Raw genomic sequence first — 17,771 nt, 5'->3', positions numbered from 1 at the left:
CTTACCTCCCGAAGATGTCGATCATGAGTTGCGTGACCAGGAAGTCGCAAAGGATGATGAGCACGGAGGACGACACGACGGCTTGCGTTGTCGACTTGCCGACACCACGCGTTCCGCCTGTTGTCCGAAGCCCATAGAAGCAGCCTACCGTGGCAATGATGAAGCCCGAGAACAGGGGCTTGACCAGGCCTTCGACGACGTCGCCGTACTGCAGCGACATGTAGCCGGTGTGGAAGAAGGCTGATCCATTCAGCTTGAGCAGCAGGACCGAAACCACGGAGCCGCCAGCGATGCCGCACGCGTCCGCAATGATCGTCAGGAAAAAGAGCATGACCACGCAGGAGACCAGACGTGGGGTGACCAGCTTGCGGATCGGGTCTGTACCCAGCGCGCGCATGGCATCGATCTGCTCGGAAACCTTCATCGAGCCAAGCTCGGAGGCCATGCCCGAAGCGTTGCGCCCGGAGACCATCAAACCGGTCAGCACGGGGCCAAGTTCTTTCACCATGGAGAGCGTGACCAGGCGTCCGGTCATCTCCACTGCGCCAAACTGCTTCAAAGAGGTAGCTGATTGGAGCGCGAGAACGCATCCCGTAAAGAAGCCCGTCAGCAGCACGATCGGCAGGGAGCCGAAGCCGATGGAGTCCATCTGGGTGAACGTGTCGGCGATATATCGTGGCTTGGACGCGACGTTGCGAATCGCACGCCATGAAAGCAGGGAGTACTCCTGCACCGACGACACGATGTTCTTCACGACGGCTCCTGGCGAAACAAGGTTCATGCGCGCTATTGGCTCAGGGTATCAGATGCCGATTTGGGGTGCAGCGACGCGTAACTTCCTCAGCGGATATGAAAACACTTGCAGGGGATGCGAGAATAAAGGGGATGTCGCTCAACCCTTCACCGACTATGCGCGCAGCCGTCCTGCATGGACGCGAAGACCTTCGCGTTCATGATGTTGCGCGGCCTGTTGCCGGTCCCGGTGAGGTCGTTCTCCGCGTAGAAGCGGCCCTTACCTGCGGCACAGACCTCAAGGTGTACCGTCGCGGCTACCACGCCAAAATGCTCACGCTGGATCGAATCTTCGGTCATGAAGCCGCAGGCGTCATCGTGGAGATGGGCGAAGGCGTGGCAGGCTTTGCGATCGGGGACCGCGTGGTGCCGCAGAATTCCGCGCCCTGCGACGAATGCTTTTACTGCAAAGCGGGACAGCAGAACCTTTGCGACGATCTTCTCTTTAATAACGGCGCTTACGCCGAGTACATTCGCATTCCCGCACGTATCGTGCAGAAAAATATGCTGCATGTTCCTGACGGGATGCCGCTTGAGCACGCTGCGCTCACGGAGCCGCTGGCCTGCGTGATGCGTGGTCTGGAGCAGTGCGATGCAAAGGCCGGCCAGACGGTGATTGTGCTTGGTGCGGGGCCCATCGGGCTGCTGTTTATTCATGCTGCCGCGATCCTCGGGCTGCATGTGATCGCAGTTGTAAAACGTATCGATCAGGTTGCGACGGCGAAAGAGTTTGGCGCAGAGAACGTGGTACGCATCGCCGATGTGGAGGACCCGATCGTTGCGGCGCGTGCCTTGACCCCTGACGGTCGTGGTGCGGATATCGTCTTCGAAGCGGTTGCCACGCCCGAAGCCTGGCAGTGGGCGGTGCAGATGGCCCGCAAGGGCGGCCTGGTGAACCTCTTCGGCGGTCCGCCTGCTGGCACCTCGGCCAGCTTTGATACGAACCTTATCCATTATTCGGACATCAATATCAAGGCAAGCTTCCACCACACGCCTGCGACTACGCGTGCGGCGTTTGAGCTGCTTTGCTCTGGCAAGTTTGACTGCGAAAAATTCATTACCGGTGAAGCTGAACTGGAAGCTGTGCCGTCTGTATTTCAGGCGATGCTCACACGTCCCGCAGAAGGCACCGCACCCGAGATCAAGACCGTGATTTATCCGCAAACCGCCGTCGAACGCGCGTTTCCTGAGTCCGAAAAGGCCGTGGCATGATTACCGCACGCGATGTAGACGCCATTGACGATCGCCTGCAGGAGGCACCTGCCTTCTATCGCACACCTGTGCTGCGTCCTTCGCTGGCCGACGCCGAAGAGTGGTGTGAGCACCTGGCCACGACGCACTACGAGAACTTTCATGTCGCCACAGTCTTTCTGCCGAAGCCACTGCGCAAGCACTTCTTCTCGGTCTACGGCTTCTGCCGCACTTCGGACGATCTTGGAGACGAAGTCGGCGACACGGCTGTAGCGACAAAGCTGCTTGCTGCCTGGCGCGGCATGTTGCAGGAGTGCTTTCAGAATCCGCAGGCCTCGCGGCATCCCGTTTTCGTGGCCCTTGAGCCGACGATTGCGGAGTGCCAACTGCCGCAGCAGCCGTTTGACGACCTGATCTCGGCGTTTGAGCAGGACCAGACCTATACACATCACGAATCGCTCGCCACGCTGGAGAAGTACTCGCGTTACTCGGCGAATCCTGTTGGTCGGCTCGTGCTGCTCGTTTGCGGTTACAAGGATGAGCGCCTGATGCAGCTCTCGGATGAGATCTGCACCGGTCTTCAGCTCGCGAACTTTTACCAGGACGTGGTGCAGGACTGGGGGCGTGGCCGTCGGTATCTTCCGGCTGATGTGATGGCCCGCTTTGGCGTAACGGATGAGCAGATCGCTAATCGCCACTTCGATTCCAACTATGAAGCGATGATGCGTTTCCTCGTAGAAGACGCTCGGGCACGGCTTACGCATGGGCAGCAGATTACGAAGCTTGTGGATCGTGATCTTGCGTCCACCCTCACTCTCTTTGCGAAGGGCGGCCATGCCATCCTGGATGCGATCGCAGGGCAGAGCTACAACACGCTGAAGTCGCGCCCGGTAGTGACAAAAGGCATGAAGCTGCGTCTTCTCTTTGGAGCGGTCGGCGGCAAGTTGCAGGCGATCATTCTTCCGAAGCGCGGGGGAGCACGATGAACGAAGTTGGGCAACTCAAACTAGTGGAAGCCTACGAGTACTGCCGCAACGTCGCGCGTGTTGAAGCGAAGAACTTCTACTACGCCTTCCGTGTGCTGCCGCAGCATAAGTCGGACGCGATGTGCGCGGTCTACGCGTTCATGCGCAAGGCAGACGATCTCTCCGACGACGAATCTCTTTCGCTCGATGCACGCCGTACGGCGATGGCTGAGTGGACCGCGCAGTGGAAGGCCGCGAGCAAAAGCGGTGAAAGCAACGATCCGCTCTTCGTGGCGCTCATGGATACGCAGCGCCGCTTCAATATCCCGGACGACTTGCTCGACCAGCTCATCGCAGGAACGACGCTCGATCTGAATCCGCAGCCTGAAGGTACGGATTTGCTTACGATCGACGGCAAGACCGTTCAGGTCTACCAGACATTGCCTGCGCTGGAGCGTTACTGCTACCTCGTAGCATCGGTGGTTGGGTTGGTCTGCATTCGTATCTTTGGCTACTCGGACCGCAAAGCCGAGCAGCTTGCTGTCGATACAGGTATCGCCTTCCAGCTCACCAACATCCTGCGCGATGTGAAGGAAGATGCAGAGCGTGGCCGGGTGTATCTGCCGGAAGATAAGCTCTCGGAGTACAAGGTTTCTGTCGAGCGTCTTTTTGCTCTTTGCAACGGCTCAACGCCTGCCCGCAATGAGCTTGAGCTCATCATGGGCATTCAGGGGACGGCGCAAAAACTCTACCGCCGCTCCGAACAACTGATCCCGTTGCTGGATAAGGATTCGCGCGCGGCGATGCGTGTGCTTATCAAGATCTACCGCTTGCTGCTCGACCTTATAGCCGATGATCCCGCGGCTGTCTTCCATACGCGGGTCAGCGTGTCCAGCGCACGCAAGCTTCGGGTGCTAGGGCTTGGCATGGCGCAGGCGTACGGGGCACGCGTCTTCGGATGAGCGCAGTGCAGGACGTAGCCATTATCGGCGCAGGCGTTGCTGGCCTTGCCGCAGCCGTAGACCTCAGCTCGGCAGGGCTTCGCCCGCTTCTGTTGGAGCGCAAGCCTTACGTGGGTGGTCGCGCGTACTCGTATGAGCATCCCGCGCTGCAGGAAACGATTGACTCGCAGCATGTCATGCTCGGCTGCTGCGTGAACCTTGTTGATCTCTGCCGTCGCAGTGGGGCCGATCAGCACATTCGCTGGTACAGCGAGATTCCATTCCTCGAGCCGGGGGGACGCAAGAGCGTTCTTCGCGCCGGAACATCGGTGCGCGGCTCCTTTGACTTCCTCCGCGCACCGATGCTTTCGCTGGTGGAGAAGGCTGCCATCGGACGCGGGCTCATGCAGTTCTTCCGCGGCTATCCGCAGAGCGATAGCGAGAGCTTTGCCCAGTGGCTGAAGCGTACCGGGCAGCCCGAGCGTGCCATCCGGCACTTCTGGGAGCCGATCGTTGTTGCCACGTTGAACGACAGCTTCGAGCGTTGCTCCATGCGCTATGCCGGTCAGGTCTTCCACGAAGCGTTCGTGAAGTCTGCAGAAGGCGGCCGCATGGGTATTCCTACGCAACCGTTGAGCACGTTCTACTCACACATCGCGGAGCTGGCGGAGCAGCAGGGGACGGAGCTTCGTCTTCGTACGAGCGTGGAGCGCATTGAGCATCTTGCTGGTGTGTGGCATCTTCACGGCGCTGAGGGTTTAATCGCAAAGGCAAAGTACCTTGTTCTCGCGTTGCCGTTTGAACAAACGGCGCGCCTGATCTCTGTACCCAACGTTGAAAATTTCGTTCACGCGCCGATCACGACGATCCATCTCTGGTTTGACCGCGATGTTTGCGATCTGGATCATGCTGCGCTACTGGATACGCGTATTCAGTGGCTCTTCAACAAGACCCGTATCCGCAAGACGGGTGAGGCAGGGCAGTACCTTGAGCTTGTGATCTCGGCTTCGCACGCAGAGTTGAAGATGGGGCGCGAGGTGATTCTTGGTTCGGCTCTGCGCGAGCTTGAACTCTTCTTCCCACGAGTGCGGGAAGCGAAGGTTCTCAAGTCCGGCATCCTGAAAGAGGCCCGGGCTACCTTCTCCGTGACTCCGGGGCTAGACGTTATTCGTCCTGCAAGCAATGTTGCAGGCGACGATCTTTATCTCGCTGGTGACTGGACCGCCAGTGGTTGGCCAAGCACGATGGAAGGCGGCATTCGCAGCGGTCGCCTTGCCGCAACGAGCATTCTCGGACGCTCTACGCTCGCACCTGAGTTGAAGCCGGATGGACTTGCCCGCCTCTTCGCTCGTTAGCGCGAGATCAGCGCGACGCCCATAGCTACAAACATTGTCGCAAGCCAGCGCCGTCTGTCGACGTTTTCGCCAAGGAAGAGCTTTGCGGCAATCGCATTACCGATATAGGTCAGCGAGGCGGTTGCAGGCGCAGCCAGCGACAGGTTCACAATCGAAAGCGTGAAGAGCAGCGCGAAGAAGTTCAGCGCCATGCAGAGAGCGCCGATGACGAACAAAGGGCTGGAGAGTACTGCCTTGATGGCACCCGGCAGCCCACTTACTGCCCGGATGTCGTCAAGGTCACCCAACGTTCGCATGGCTGCAGCAATAAGGCATTCGCCAGCAATCGCCAGCGCGGCAACGCCTGCAATGCAAAGCCAATCTCGAAACCAAAGCGGATAGTGCGGGGAAGAGTGCATCAACGTGTGTCTCCCTTCTAGGCTACAGGAAGACACACGTTCTTAGAGGTGCGGAATCGTGCTGGCATTCCATCCACCGCCGAGTGCCTTGATCAGCAGCACGGAGGCTTCCAGCCTGCGCTGTTGAATGATCAGGTCGTTGCGCTCGTTCATCAGCGCCGATGTCTGCCAGGTGATCACCTGCAGATAGGTGTCCACGCCGCCTTCATAGCGATCATTGAAGAGCTGCAGCGAACGCTCCGCCGCAGCCGTAGCTTCACGCTGTTGAGCTGCTTCGGTCTCCAGCGTGTGCAGAGCGGCCAGGTTGTCTTCGACCTGCTGGAACGCAGTCAGAGCTGTCTGGCGATAGTTTGCCGTGGCAGCGTCATACTGTGCTTCCGTCATCTCCTTGTTCGAGCGACGACGCCCGAAGTCGAAGATCGTCTGGCTGAACGTTGGGCCAACAGCAAACATGCGGCTAGGCCACGTAAACCAGTTCAACATCGACGTTCCGGTAAAACCACCCATAGCGGAGATCGAGAACTGAGGGTAGTACGCAGCCTGGGCAATGCCAATGGCTTCATTGGCTGCGGCCATCCGGCGTTCGCTGGCTGCGATGTCTGGGCGGCGCTCAAGCAGCACCGTTGGCATCACACCGGGAATTGCAGGAAGCACCGGCCCAATTGCCGCGGCCGGATTGTTCGACGTAGGGCTGGGCACATGAGTGCCTGGCGTCTGCGACGTTCCGTTGTCGGTCATAACGACGTTTTGAATCGGCGGAGTGATCACCTGGGCCGCGATGCTCACGGAGGACGGCGCTTTGCCCATCAGTACAGCGATGGCGTGCTCTGCGTTTGCACGGTCCTGCAAGAGGTCCGTACGCTGCACACGAGCTGTTTCCAACTGCGTCTTCGCCTGCGTGACATCGGACTGCGGTGACACGCCACCTTCAAAGCGAGCCTGAGTCAAATCCAATGCGCGCTCGTAAGCCTGAATTGTGTCCGTGTAGAGTCGCAGTTGCGCGTCGTCAGAGCGCAGACGGAAGTAGTCCATCGCCAGTTCCGCGTGTAGAGAGAGGCGAGCGTTCTCGAGGTCGGCAAAGGACGCCTGTGCGTTCTCTCGTGCCTGCGTTACGCCGCGGCGAACACGTCCCCAGACGTCCAACTCCCACGAAAGATCCACTGGAAGCGAAAAGTTTCCGTCTCCATCATTGGCACTGGTCTTCGTGAAGTAGGGCTGATTGGCTGACGTGCGTGTCGCCCCAAATAGTGGCGAGACACCGATGGTCGGCGCTTCGAAGCTGCGAGCATAGCCGATTGCGGAACGTGCCGCGCGGAAGTTTGCTTCGGCCTGTTTCAGGGTCTGGTTGGCTGTGTCGACCTGCGGCTCCAACTCGTTCAGCTTGGGATCGCTGAACAGAGTCCACCAGTCGCCTTTGAGGGCAGCATCTGCTGGTGTGGCCTGGGCCCAGCTCTCGCCGTATGTCGAGGGAGGAGCTTCCTTGTACGTGTTCGTCGGAGGCATGATCGCAGCGGGCCTTTTGTAGTTCGGGCCCACCTTGCAACCTGCCAGTGTCATCAGCGCCGCAAACGCTAATGCGACGGCTGGAGCTTGCCGTATAGCTTTAGCGTTCTGCATTACTGCTTACCCCCTTCAACCCGTACGGGCTGACCTTCGGCGAGAGAGTCGGACGGGTTCAGCACAACTTCATCCTGTTCGGTCAGGCCCTGGATGACTTCAACCGTCGCTCCATAGTCATGACCGATCTGGATTGGCTGCAGATGTATCTTGCCATCGCGCACGACGCCTACACGCAGACCTTCTGCGCGGAAGAGGATCGTGTTCGAGGGCAGCGTCAGAGAGTGTGCGCCAGCGGCCAGCGGCAGATGAACAAACGCATACTGTCCCGGCAACATCTTGTGGTCCGGATTGTCCATATCCACTTCCATGTTCAGCGTACGAGTCGCCGTATCGATGGAGGTGGAGTCGCGAACGATGGTGCCGGAGAACTTCTCGCCGGGGAAGGCATCGGAGGTCACGGGAACCTGCTCGCCAACGTGGACTGCGCTGACGTTCACTTCAGGAACCGGAACGAAGAGACGGAGCTTGTCGATCGAAGAGATATGGAACAGCTCGGAGTGTACGTTGCTCGAGTCGCCAGCCTGAATCAGCGAGCCGATATCGACGTTACGAGCCGTGATGACACCAGCGAACGGAGCGTAGATGCGCTCGAAGCCCTGCATCTGCTGCAGACGGCGAAGGTTTGCCTGCGAGGAGTTCAACGCCGCCTGGCGTGCGGTCAAATCGCTTGAAGCCTGATCCGCTTCCTGATGAGAGACCGCGTTCTTTGCCAGCAGTGCCTTCCAGCGGTTGCTGGTAATCTCTGCGAGCTGAGCGTTGGCTTTGGCTGTATTGACTTCAGCTTCTGCCTGCTGCACCTGCTGGTCGACTTCCGGCGTCTCTACGATCGCGAGGAGCTGGCCCTTGCTGACGTGCGTTCCGATGTCGGCAAACCACTTCTGCAGATAGCCGTTGGTTCGCGAGAAGATCGGCGTGTCAACATAAGCCTCAGTGTTCGCGGGCAGTCGAAGCTCCTGCGACTTGGCTCCGTTGGAAGGAGTTGTCACGAAGACGGAGAGAGTCGCCGATTCCTGCGTGGCTTGCTCCAGCTTCTCTTCTGAGTGCGATCGGCTCATGATGCCGGCCACAATTGCAACAACAAGAAGAATTGCTACAACAGCGACAGCGAGACGCGGTCCATTGCCAAGACGTGACGTCGTGTCCACAGTCATTACCTCGTTATGCGGGTTTGTCACGTGATCTGAAGCGGGAGACGATGGGCTGGTGTCAGCCAGGCCCTCTTGCTGCAGTGTCGTCGGTTCCGCAGGCTGACCGTGAGTGTGAAGGTTCTCGTTAGGCATGAGTAGGCTCCGAATGTGACAGGGAATCAGCGGGTGCTTCTTTCTTGCGGCTGCTGTGCAGCAAGGCAAACACCGAGGGGACGAAGATAAGCGTGGCGACGGTTGCGCACATCAGGCCACCGATGACAGCGCGACCGAGTGGCGCATTCTGCTCGCCACCATCACCAAGGCCAAGCGCCATCGGCACCATGCCGATGATCATCGCCAGGGCGGTCATCAGTACGGGACGGAAGCGCGTTGAACCGGCTTCAATGGCTGCCAGAATTGCATCCTTATGCTCTGCATATCTGAGCTTCGCGAACGAAACTACCAGGATGGAGTTTGCCGTTGCGACGCCCATACACATGATGGCTCCCATCAGCGCGGGTACTGATAGGGACGTATGCGTCAGGAAGAGGAAAAGGATGATGCCGCCAAGAGCTGCAGGCAGAGCCGTGATGATAATGAACGGATCAAGCCAGCTTTGGAAGTTCACCACGATGAGCGCGTAGACCAGGACGATAGCGAAGAGCAGGCCACCGAGCAGCGCGATGTAGGACGAGCGCATCGTTAATGCCTGGCCGCGAACCGAAAGGAACATGCCGCGAGGTGCCTGTGCGCGTTCGTTATCAACGATCTTGGTAACCTGTGCGGCTACTGCTCCAAGATCGCGATCCTGTACGTTACCGTAGATATCCATTACGCGACGGATGTTGTAGTGGTTGATCGTCGCCATCTCATGACCGCGTTCTACCGTCGCAAGATTGTTCAGGACTTCAGGCGTGGTCCGAGGTGTGGATGAAGCCGAGTTGATCGGGATGTTCTGCAGGTCCTGGATAGAGTTCATCCGATACTGCGGGTTCTGCGCCACCATGTTGTAGTTCACATGGTTCCTCCAGTTCAGGAAGAACATGGGTGTGATCTGGAAAGACCCCGAGAGCGAGTTCAGCATGCTTTGCGCAACATCTCGCGTCGTGTAGCCGCCTTGCTCTGCCTTGGTGCGATCCACGTTGATATCGAGTGTTGGGTAATCTTGCGGCTGTTGAATTCGCAGATCGGTCAAGCCCGGCACCTGGCGTAGTTTCGTGAGCATGTCGGCTGCGATCTTCGAACTCGCCGTCATGTCATCCGCCTGAATCTGCACGTCGATCGGAGCTGGCAGGCCGAAGTTCAGGATCTGCGTCGTGATATCTGCGGGCAGGAAGTAGAACGTTACGCCCGGGAAGCTCTTCGGCAACTCTTTGCGCAGCTCACGCAGATAGTCAGCTGTTGGGCGATGGCCTTCATTCAACTCCACCATAATGTCGCCATCACCGGCACCGATCGTGCCATTGGTCATGTGCATCGTATTCATCGGCGAGTAAGGCAGGCCGATATTGTCGAGGATGTTATTCAGCTCTTTCGCCGGAACAATGCTGCGAATCCGGTGCTCTACCAGATCAGCCGTACGGGCCGACTCTTCAATACGTGTCCCGGTTGGCATGCGGAAGTGAAGAATGAATTCGCCCGAGTCTGTCGCAGGGAAGAAGTCCTGACCGAGGTATGGAATGAGCACCGCAGAGCAGATACACAAAAGCAGGAAGGCGGGGACAAAGAGACCACGACGGAACACCAGTCGCGTGAGCAGCAACTGATACTTGCTACGCAGGTTTTCAAAGAGGCGCTCGAAACCGCGCTGGAAGTTGACCAGCGGGTTCCGCGACGGCGCCGTGTTCTTATGCTTCAGCAGGTAAAGAGCCAGCGTCGGAACCAGTGTGCGGGAAAGCACATAGGAGGCGAGCATGGCGAAGACGACCGCTTCAGCCAGAGGGACGAAGAGGAAACGTGCGACGCCGGTCAGGAAGAACATCGGCATGAACACAATGCAGATGCAGAGTGTCGATACCAGCGCAGGGACTGAGATCTGCGCGGCACCATCCAGAATGGCGTCGTAGAGCGGGTACCCCTCTTCGAGAAAGCGCTCAATGTTTTCCAGCGTAACCGTCGCATCGTCCACCAGGATACCGACGGCAAGAGCAAGACCGCCAAGCGTCATGGTGTTGATCGTCTCGCCGATCAATCCGAGGATGATCACCGAGGCAAGGATCGAAAGTGGAATGGAGACCGCGATAATCAGCGTCGATCGCCAGGATCCGAGGAACAGCAGGATCATCAGGCCGGTCAGGACGGCCGCAATAATGGCTTCCCGAATAACGCCCTTGATGGCTTCACGTACAAAGACGCTCTGATCGCCGATGGGGGTAAGAACAAGGCCCTGAGGTGAAACCTGGTAGGCGCGCGTCAGACTCTTGCGAATGCCCTGGACCACGTCGATCGTTGACGCCGTACCGGACTTCAGAACGCTGATGAGTACACCGCGGCGTCCATCCTTACGCACTACGTTCGTTTGGAAGGCAGCGCCGTTGGAGACAGTAGCGACGTCCCGTACATACACCATCGAGCCGTTGACCTGCTTGATGGGCATCTCCGACAGTTCTTCGGTCGTATGAGGAGCCGCATTCGTTCGTACGTCGTACTCGGTGCCGCCGATCTTTGCCGTGCCCGACGGAGTTACGACGTTCTGGGCCGTCATGGCCGCCAGCAGGTCACCAGGGGAGACACCCTTGGCCTGCATCTTCGCCTGGTCCATATTGATCGTGATCTGAGGCTGCTTGCCGCCGTAAGGGTTCGGAAGAACAGCGCCAGGTACCGTCACCAGCTGCGGACGAACCATGTTCGTCGCAATGTCATTCAGCTTCTGCTCGTCGAGCCCCTTGCCGGAGACGCCGATCTGAAGAATGGGTACGCTGGATGCTGAGAAGTTGATGATTTCAGGAGGCAAAATGCCGGGAGGCAACTGACGCAGAAGGTACTGCGACGCCGCCGTCACCTGCGCGTTGGCCGTATCGAGGCTGGCCCCGGGCTGCAGGTAAAGCTTCACCACCGACACGCCGTTATAGCTTGTCGACTCAGTGTGCTGAATATTGTCGACGAGAGTCGTCAACGCCTTCTCATACGGCGTTGTCAGGCGTCCTTCGACTTCCTCAGGGTTTAGGCCGGTGTACTGCCAGGCCACCGCGACCACGGGGATGTTGATGTTTGGAAAGATGTCCGTGGGCGTACGCATGATCATCACCGGCGCAAGAAGAAGAATCAACAGCGCGAGAATGATGAACGTGTATGGACGGTTTAGGGCGACTTTGACGATCCACATAGAGCGGGCATACTCCTGCGCAGACTCCACCGAGTTCCAGAAAAACCAATCGGTAAATCCGCTTACCCAATTAGACACTTCTCTACTGGGTTTCGACCAAGGTTCTTTCCGGGGAAAATAATCGGTGAAACAGATGATTTATAGGAGTACCATTTTTACTTATGGAGCTAAGGCATCTGCAGTACTTCGTGACCGTCGCCACCACCGGTGGTTTTGGCCGCGCTGCGCGCGCTTTACATGTGTCGCAATCCGCTATAAGCGAGCAAGTCCGCGATCTGGAGCATGAAATCGGCGTTGATCTCATCGACCGCAGTCAACGGCAAATTCGATTGACTGTCGAGGGTGAACTCTTTCTTGAGGGTGCTCGCAAGACCCTTGCCACGGCGGAGCAAGCTGTCCAAACAGTTCAACGTGCCAAGCGTGGAGAAGAAGGTAACCTTACCATCGGTTTCTTCGTTGGAGGGCATGGCCGATACTTTCCACGTCTCATTCGTGCCTTTCGTAAGCAGTATCCGCGCGTAAAGGTTTCGCTTATCGAAATGACGCCGGCTCAGCAGTGGACCGCCATCGCCAGCGGAACGTTGGATATCGGTTTCACGCGTTCGGGTTCAGGCTCCAACTCGGAAGGTGTCAAGACGGAGCGCTTCCTTACCGAACGTATGTACGTAGCTCTCTCCAAGGACAACCCTTTGTCCAAGCGTCGTGATCTTTCGATCGCGGAGCTTCATGACGAGTCGTTTGTTATGGCTGATCGGGGTACCTCTCCCATGTTCTTCGATCGCATCCTGACGATGTGTTCTGAAGCTGGATTTTCACCGAAAATTCAGGCGACGGCGACCGTGTCCAGTGGCGTGATTGCACTAGTGGAAGCAGGCGAGGGGGTCGCTGTTGTCGCAGAAGGCGCAAGGCTTTTTGGTTCGAGTGAAGTCGTTTTCGTCCCGCTACAAGGAGCTGCCGCTTTTATGGAAATTGTGATGGCATGGCCTTCGCAGCGCGCCGGCGGCGTTCATCGTTCGTTTCTTGAACTTGCGCGCAAGTTCCGTGCACAGGTCTGACCCTGCAGGGGTTGACACATAGTGGGACAATAGAAGAATGATCGTTCCCGCCGACCTGGAAGGTATCAACATCTTCGACTGCCTCGACGAGGCTCAGCGTAAGCGCTACGCTGAGCGCGCCGCAGATATCCGCGTCCAAAACGGCGAGTTCATCGTCCGTGAGGGAGAGCAGGCCTACTTCTATGTTCTTCTAGATGGCGATCTGCAATTGAGCAAAGAAGTTCTCGGCCGTCGGCAGGAGTTCTTTTATGACAAGCGCGGTGTGTTCTTTGGCGAAGTCCCGCTGCTTCTCGGAACCTCTGTTTTTGCCAGCATCCAGGCAAAGAGTTCGGCCCGCCTGGCACGTTTCGATCGCCAGGATTTCCATGAGATGATCCGCGAGAGTGCGCCTTGTAGCGCCATCATCATGCAGACGCTCAACAACCGCCTGTCTTCCGTGCAGGAGCGCGTGCTGCAGCTTCCCATCTCTCGCGTGCTGGTGGTTGGCTCGCAGTATGACACGGACTGTCGCGACATTCGCACGTTCCTTACGATGAACCGCGTTTCTTATGAGTGGATCGACCGTGAGCGTGATCCCGACCGCGTTCCTTCGTGCATGCCGAAGAACATGAACGGCCCGGCGGTTGTGATCGACCAGAACCACTGCCTCGGCGAAGCGCCGACTGTGCGTACCGTCGCTCGCGAGCTTGGCTTCCGTGTCGAACCAGCGAAGGAAGACTACGACGTTGTCATCGTTGGCGGCGGGCCGGCAGGACTTGCTGCTGCCGTTTATGGTGCCAGCGAAGGCCTCTGTGTGTTGCTGGTCGAGCGCGCTTCTGCCGGTGGCCAAGCAGGAACTTCATCGCGCATTGAGAATTATCTGGGCTTCCCTAGCGGCATTAGCGGGGAGGAGTTGAGCGACCGAGCAATCAAGCAGGCCGAGCACTTCGGTGCTGAGATTGTTCTCACGCGCGAAGTGGTGAACGTGGAGCCTCTGAGCGATCGCCGCTACTGCATCGAGCTCGACGGTGGTCAGCGTGTGAGTACGCGCACGGTCATACTGGCGACGGGTGTTGATTGGCGTCGTCTTGAAGCGGAAGGCATTGATCGCCTCATCGGCCGTGGCGTTCTCTATGGTGCTTCGCGCACCGAATCTCCGACGGTTGTCGGCCGAGATGTTGTGATCGTTGGCGGCGGTAACTCCGCTGGACAGGCGGCGATGTTCTTCTCGAACTACGCAAAGTCTGTGAAGGTTGTGGTTCGTGGCGACGGCCTGCATCTCTCGATGTCGCAGTACCTCATCGAGCAGATCAATCATCGCGAGAACATCCATGTGATGAACTACTCCTCGATAACGAAGGTGGACGGAGAGAGCCATCTCGAAAAGGTATGGATCGCCTCCGCTGGACAAGCTCCGGTGGAGTACGACGCAGATGCGCTCTTCGTCATGATCGGTGCGGATGCCAGCACCTCGTGGCTGCCGAAGAACCTGCAGTGTGACGAACGCGGCTATATCTGCACCGGCCGCGACGTCTCGGATCTTCCTGACTGGAAGGGCGAGCGCGTTCCGTACCTGCTTGAGACAAACCTCCCCGGCATCTTCTGCGCAGGCGATGTTCGCCACGATTCGATCAAGCGCGTCTCGAGCGGTGTTGGTGAGGGCAGCATGGCGATCGCGTTCGTTCACCAGTACCTCGCGCAGCAGCAAACCGCCAGACCCGCGGCTTAATGCAGGCTGTACGCAAGAAGGGCCACCTGACTCAGGTGGCCCTTCTTGCGTGCACGGCAGCTATTCCTGTTTGGCAGCGGCAAGACGTGCGATACGAGCAGCATTGAAGCCACCGCCGAAGCCGTTGTCGATGTTCACGACGGTCACCGTTGGGCTACAGCTATTCAGCATCCCGAGCAGCGCTGTAAGCCCGCCAAAGTTTGTCCCATAGCCAACGCTTGTGGGGACGGCGATCACGGGCACATCCACTAACCCGGCTACTACGGAGGTCAGCGCGCCTTCCATGCCTGCACAGACCACAAGAACGTCCGCAGTCCTGATGCGCGGGACTGCGGCAAGCAGGCGGTGTAGCCCCGCGACGCCTACGTCGGTAATCCGATCCACTTCAGCACCGAAGGTCTCTGCAGTAATCGCAGCCTCTTCGGCAACAGGCAGATCGCTGGTGCCAGCGCACAGGACGGCTACCTTGCCTTTGCATTCCAATGGAGCCTCGCCAACAACGATGCAACGCGCTGCGGCGTGGTATCGCGCGCCAGGAAGCATTTCTACGGCTGCGGCGAAGTGTGCGGGAGTTGCTCGCGTTGCCAGCGCAGGAACGCCGCTGGCAGCGATGCGTTCCAGGATCATCGCCGTCTGCTCTGGCGTCTTGCCTGCGGCAAAAACTACCTCTGGCATTCCGGTACGGAGGCTGCGGTGGTGGTCGATACGCGCAAAGCCGAGGTCCTCGAACGGCAGCGTCGAGAGCCGTTCCTGGGCCTGTTGTGCAGAAACCTCACCGGTTTCTACCTGCTTGAGTAGCTTGAGAAGGGAATCAGGATGCATGAGCTAAAGGGCGAATCGACGCTGCCGGGAGCAGCGCATTGAGCGAACCTGTGCGATAGCCAGAAGTGTCCAACGTCACGAACTCAAAGCCCGCAGCATCCTTCACCGCCGCGCTAATGCGGTCCAGTGTCGCTAAATCTAAGGACGTAGCAGCCAGTTCTTCGCGGGCGATTTCAATGCGGGCAATCACGCCATGGTGACGCACTCGAAGTTGACGGAAGCCAAGGGCCTTCAGCGCGGCTTCGGCGGCTTCTACCTGCTGCAAAGCTTCTACCGTGACCGGGCGGCCATACTCCAGGCGCGAGGAAAGGCAAGCGGCGGCAGGCTTGTCTGCAACGGAGAGTCCAGCTTCCCGTGAAAGCGCGCGGATCAGAACTTTGGTCAAGCCAGCATCGACGAGTGGCGCTGCCACTGCGTGGATCGCTGCCGCCTGTTGGCCGGGACGAAAGTCGCCCGAGTCGTCCAGGTTGCGGCCATACGCCAGCGTGGTATCGCCGGGGAGTTCGCGCATCAGGCTTTCCATCACGCGGAAGAGTTCATCCTTGCAGTGGAAGCAGCGCTGACCATCGTTGCGAACGTACTCCGGCCGGCTCATCTCGTCGGTACGAACGACGCGCAGAGGAATGTTGTGTGCTTCTGCAAAGGCCTTGGCCTCTGCAAAGTCCGCACGGGACAGGCTGGGAGAGTCCGCGATCACCGCGATCATGCGATCGCCGAGCACCCGATACGCTGCCCACGCCAGAAACGCAGAATCTACTCCACCGGAGTAAGCCACAGCGAGGCGCTCGTACCGTAGAAGTTCACGGTCGAGCGCCTGCTGTGCTGATTGGAGAGTCTCGTTCAACGTTATGCCTTCAGGGTGACTTCGCTCAGGTCGCGACGCGATGGCGAGTTCAGCTTCTCTTCGGTAGCCCACAGACCTGCAGACGGAGTGGAGATGTAGAACACTTCCTCACCATCCGGCATGGTGTTCCAGCCTTCCTTCATGATGGCTGGATCGTAGCGCTTCTCTACTTCATCGAGGCTGGCGTAGTTATAGCCAATCTGCTCGATCTCTTCCTTCGAGATCTTCGGTCCCGGAGCATAGGTGATCGTGAAGCGGCCTTCGCTGGAGCCGTGAATGAGGTGCGCCACGCCGTGCGGGATCGCCTGCATGTCAGCTTCAGTCTTGTAGAGAGCCAGCGTACGCGGCGTGCCCTTGTAGCCATACTTGCGGATGAGGGCATCCACTTCGGGCTGCTCGCCGAAACGCTCAACACCAGGAGCGATGATGAGCAGTTCGCCGCCGTCGGCGATCGCCATACGCGTGCGGTAGACAGCCTTATTGGCAACCCACGTTGCGCGGAACTCATCCGGTTGCATGACGGCAACGATCTTCTTGATTGGCTTGTCGAAGAGCGTGATGTTCTGTGCGCGGCTAGCCTTGGCTGCGTTCAGGTACGTGTCAAGATCATCGCCAACATACAGTCCGCTCGTCACAAGCTTGTTGTCCTCGTCGCGACGCATCACGATCTGGATGTAGCAGTCGGGGAACTTTGACAGGTGCTCGTTCTCGCTCCAGTTGTAGCAGGCGCGAAGCGGCGTCACCAGGCAGCCGAGATTGTTCTCGATGCCGTAGACGGCAGCCGCGATGTGCGACGCGCAGATCGTGTCCTTGCCGCCAAGACCGATGTAGTAGTTCTTGTTGTGGTTGGCGAAGCCAAGCACTTCGTGCGGCACAACGTGGCCGATGTTGATGATCAGGTCCCACTGCTCGTCGACGAGCTTCGAGTTCAGATCAACCGGAATCTCCCAGTCAGCAACGCCACCGGTCGTCTCGGTAACGAGCTTCGCCGGAATGGTGGCAACATGCGTCACGCCGTTGCGCCAGTCGTGCGCGAAGATGCGCTCCTCGGGAATCGAGCCGAACATCCACTTGTTCTCTTCGGGAGTGTGCGGAACATGCTGGCCGAGCGTCGGGATGACCTCAACGTGCGCGCCAGCAGCGTCCAGCTCCTTATAGAGCAGTTCGGTAATCTTGCCAGCGCCGGAGTGCGCGCGGGTCAGATCGGGAGGCAGCAGCAGAACGCGCTTGGGATCGGCCGAGATACGCTTGCGCGCCTCGGCAAGCAGGCGCGAGCAGGCTTCAGCAATTTGCTCATCGGTAACGTGGGGGGCTTCAACTTGGAACCAGGGCACAAGCTCTCCTGTAAGACAGGTGTTAGAAGTGATTAAACAGCATGGGAATCATACAGGATGGGTTGTACCCCGGACTAGGTGGCCTTGCGCTGGAAGGCTGTCTTCTTCCCGGTGAAGGAGCTGCGTGCCTGAACCTTGCTCGCGGTCAGGCCGGTAAGGGGCTTGGCGCCGGTGCTGGTCTGGTCGAGTTTTGCGCGGAGAGCCTGAAGTTTCTGCTCTTTCGGGCTTAGGCCGGTTTTACGTACGGGAGGAGTGCTCATAGAGCGATTGTAGAGCTTTCCGCTCTCGATTTTT

15 protein-coding genes are annotated in these 17,771 nt (G+C 58.5%); 6 read left to right on the top strand and 9 right to left on the bottom strand.

Annotated features, from left to right (window positions below; genetic code table 11):
* Window position 1 precedes the first annotated feature (1 nt).
* A complete protein-coding gene (locus PW792_09775; protein MDE1162217.1) occupies window positions 2-781 on the bottom strand; it encodes an ABC transporter permease in 780 nt (259 codons plus the stop codon).
* Between the two features lie 104 nt (window positions 782-885).
* Between PW792_09775 and PW792_09770 the strand changes: the two genes are divergently transcribed.
* Genes PW792_09770 through hpnE form a run of 4 tightly spaced genes read left to right on the top strand, consistent with a single transcriptional unit; the run spans window position 886 to window position 5,244 of the window.
* Window positions 886-2,004: an alcohol dehydrogenase catalytic domain-containing protein gene (locus PW792_09770; GenBank protein MDE1162216.1), complete on the top strand. Its 1,119-nt coding sequence runs from the start codon at window positions 886-888 to the stop codon at window positions 2,002-2,004.
* The gene (hpnC, locus tag PW792_09765) at window positions 2,001-2,969 is read left to right on the top strand and encodes a squalene synthase HpnC (GenBank protein MDE1162215.1); all 969 of its coding nucleotides are present in this window, start codon (window positions 2,001-2,003) and stop codon (window positions 2,967-2,969) included. Before PW792_09770 ends, hpnC begins: the two co-directional genes overlap by 4 nt.
* Complete coding sequence (locus tag PW792_09760; protein ID MDE1162214.1) at window positions 2,966-3,910, top strand: phytoene/squalene synthase family protein; 945 nt, start codon at window positions 2,966-2,968, stop codon at window positions 3,908-3,910. The genes hpnC and PW792_09760 overlap by 4 nt, the downstream gene beginning before the upstream one ends.
* Window positions 3,907-5,244 carry a hydroxysqualene dehydroxylase HpnE gene (gene hpnE / locus PW792_09755; protein ID MDE1162213.1) on the top strand — a complete coding sequence of 446 codons (1,338 nt, stop codon included), beginning with the start codon at window positions 3,907-3,909 and terminating at the stop codon, window positions 5,242-5,244. The genes PW792_09760 and hpnE overlap by 4 nt, the downstream gene beginning before the upstream one ends.
* Here hpnE and PW792_09750 read toward each other — a convergent pair.
* Genes PW792_09750 through PW792_09735 form a run of 4 tightly spaced genes read right to left on the bottom strand, consistent with a single transcriptional unit; the run spans window position 5,241 to window position 11,714 of the window.
* Window positions 5,241-5,642, bottom strand: coding sequence for an EamA family transporter (locus tag PW792_09750; protein MDE1162212.1), 402 nt, complete (start codon window positions 5,640-5,642; stop codon window positions 5,241-5,243). The genes hpnE and PW792_09750 overlap by 4 nt on opposite strands.
* Window positions 5,643-5,684: 42 nt before the next feature.
* Window positions 5,685-7,259, bottom strand: coding sequence for a TolC family protein (locus tag PW792_09745; GenBank protein MDE1162211.1), 1,575 nt, complete (start codon window positions 7,257-7,259; stop codon window positions 5,685-5,687).
* Window positions 7,259-8,542, bottom strand: coding sequence for an efflux RND transporter periplasmic adaptor subunit (locus tag PW792_09740; protein MDE1162210.1), 1,284 nt, complete (start codon window positions 8,540-8,542; stop codon window positions 7,259-7,261). Before PW792_09740 ends, PW792_09745 begins: the two co-directional genes overlap by 1 nt.
* Window positions 8,535-11,714: an efflux RND transporter permease subunit gene (locus PW792_09735; protein MDE1162209.1), complete on the bottom strand. Its 3,180-nt coding sequence runs from the start codon at window positions 11,712-11,714 to the stop codon at window positions 8,535-8,537. The genes PW792_09740 and PW792_09735 overlap by 8 nt, the downstream gene beginning before the upstream one ends.
* Window positions 11,715-11,875: 161 nt before the next feature.
* Here PW792_09735 and PW792_09730 point away from each other — a divergent pair, with 161 nt between their 5' ends.
* A complete protein-coding gene (locus PW792_09730) occupies window positions 11,876-12,769 on the top strand; it encodes a LysR family transcriptional regulator (protein ID MDE1162208.1) in 894 nt (297 codons plus the stop codon).
* A 37-nt stretch (window positions 12,770-12,806) separates the two neighbouring features.
* The gene (locus PW792_09725) at window positions 12,807-14,477 is read left to right on the top strand and encodes an FAD-dependent oxidoreductase (protein ID MDE1162207.1); all 1,671 of its coding nucleotides are present in this window, start codon (window positions 12,807-12,809) and stop codon (window positions 14,475-14,477) included.
* Between the two features lie 60 nt (window positions 14,478-14,537).
* Here the strand turns inward: PW792_09725 and larB are convergent, their stop codons facing one another.
* The 4 genes from larB to PW792_09705 form a co-directional block, all read right to left on the bottom strand.
* A complete protein-coding gene (larB, locus tag PW792_09720) occupies window positions 14,538-15,299 on the bottom strand; it encodes a nickel pincer cofactor biosynthesis protein LarB (protein ID MDE1162206.1) in 762 nt (253 codons plus the stop codon).
* Window positions 15,289-16,143 carry an ATP-dependent sacrificial sulfur transferase LarE gene (gene larE, locus PW792_09715; GenBank protein ID MDE1162205.1) on the bottom strand — a complete coding sequence of 285 codons (855 nt, stop codon included), beginning with the start codon at window positions 16,141-16,143 and terminating at the stop codon, window positions 15,289-15,291. The genes larB and larE overlap by 11 nt, the downstream gene beginning before the upstream one ends.
* 2 nt (window positions 16,144-16,145) lie before the next feature.
* A complete protein-coding gene (locus PW792_09710; GenBank protein ID MDE1162204.1) occupies window positions 16,146-17,477 on the bottom strand; it encodes a lactate racemase domain-containing protein in 1,332 nt (443 codons plus the stop codon).
* A 74-nt stretch (window positions 17,478-17,551) separates the two neighbouring features.
* Window positions 17,552-17,737, bottom strand: coding sequence for a hypothetical protein (locus PW792_09705; protein ID MDE1162203.1), 186 nt, complete (start codon window positions 17,735-17,737; stop codon window positions 17,552-17,554).
* Window positions 17,738-17,771: the final 34 nt, after the last annotated feature.

It is taken from the genome of Acidobacteriaceae bacterium (assembly GCA_028283655.1).
Classification (GTDB): Bacteria; Acidobacteriota; Terriglobia; order Terriglobales; family Acidobacteriaceae; genus Granulicella.
Note: the sequence above shows the minus strand (reverse complement) of the source record. Positions and strands in the feature narration are given on the sequence as shown.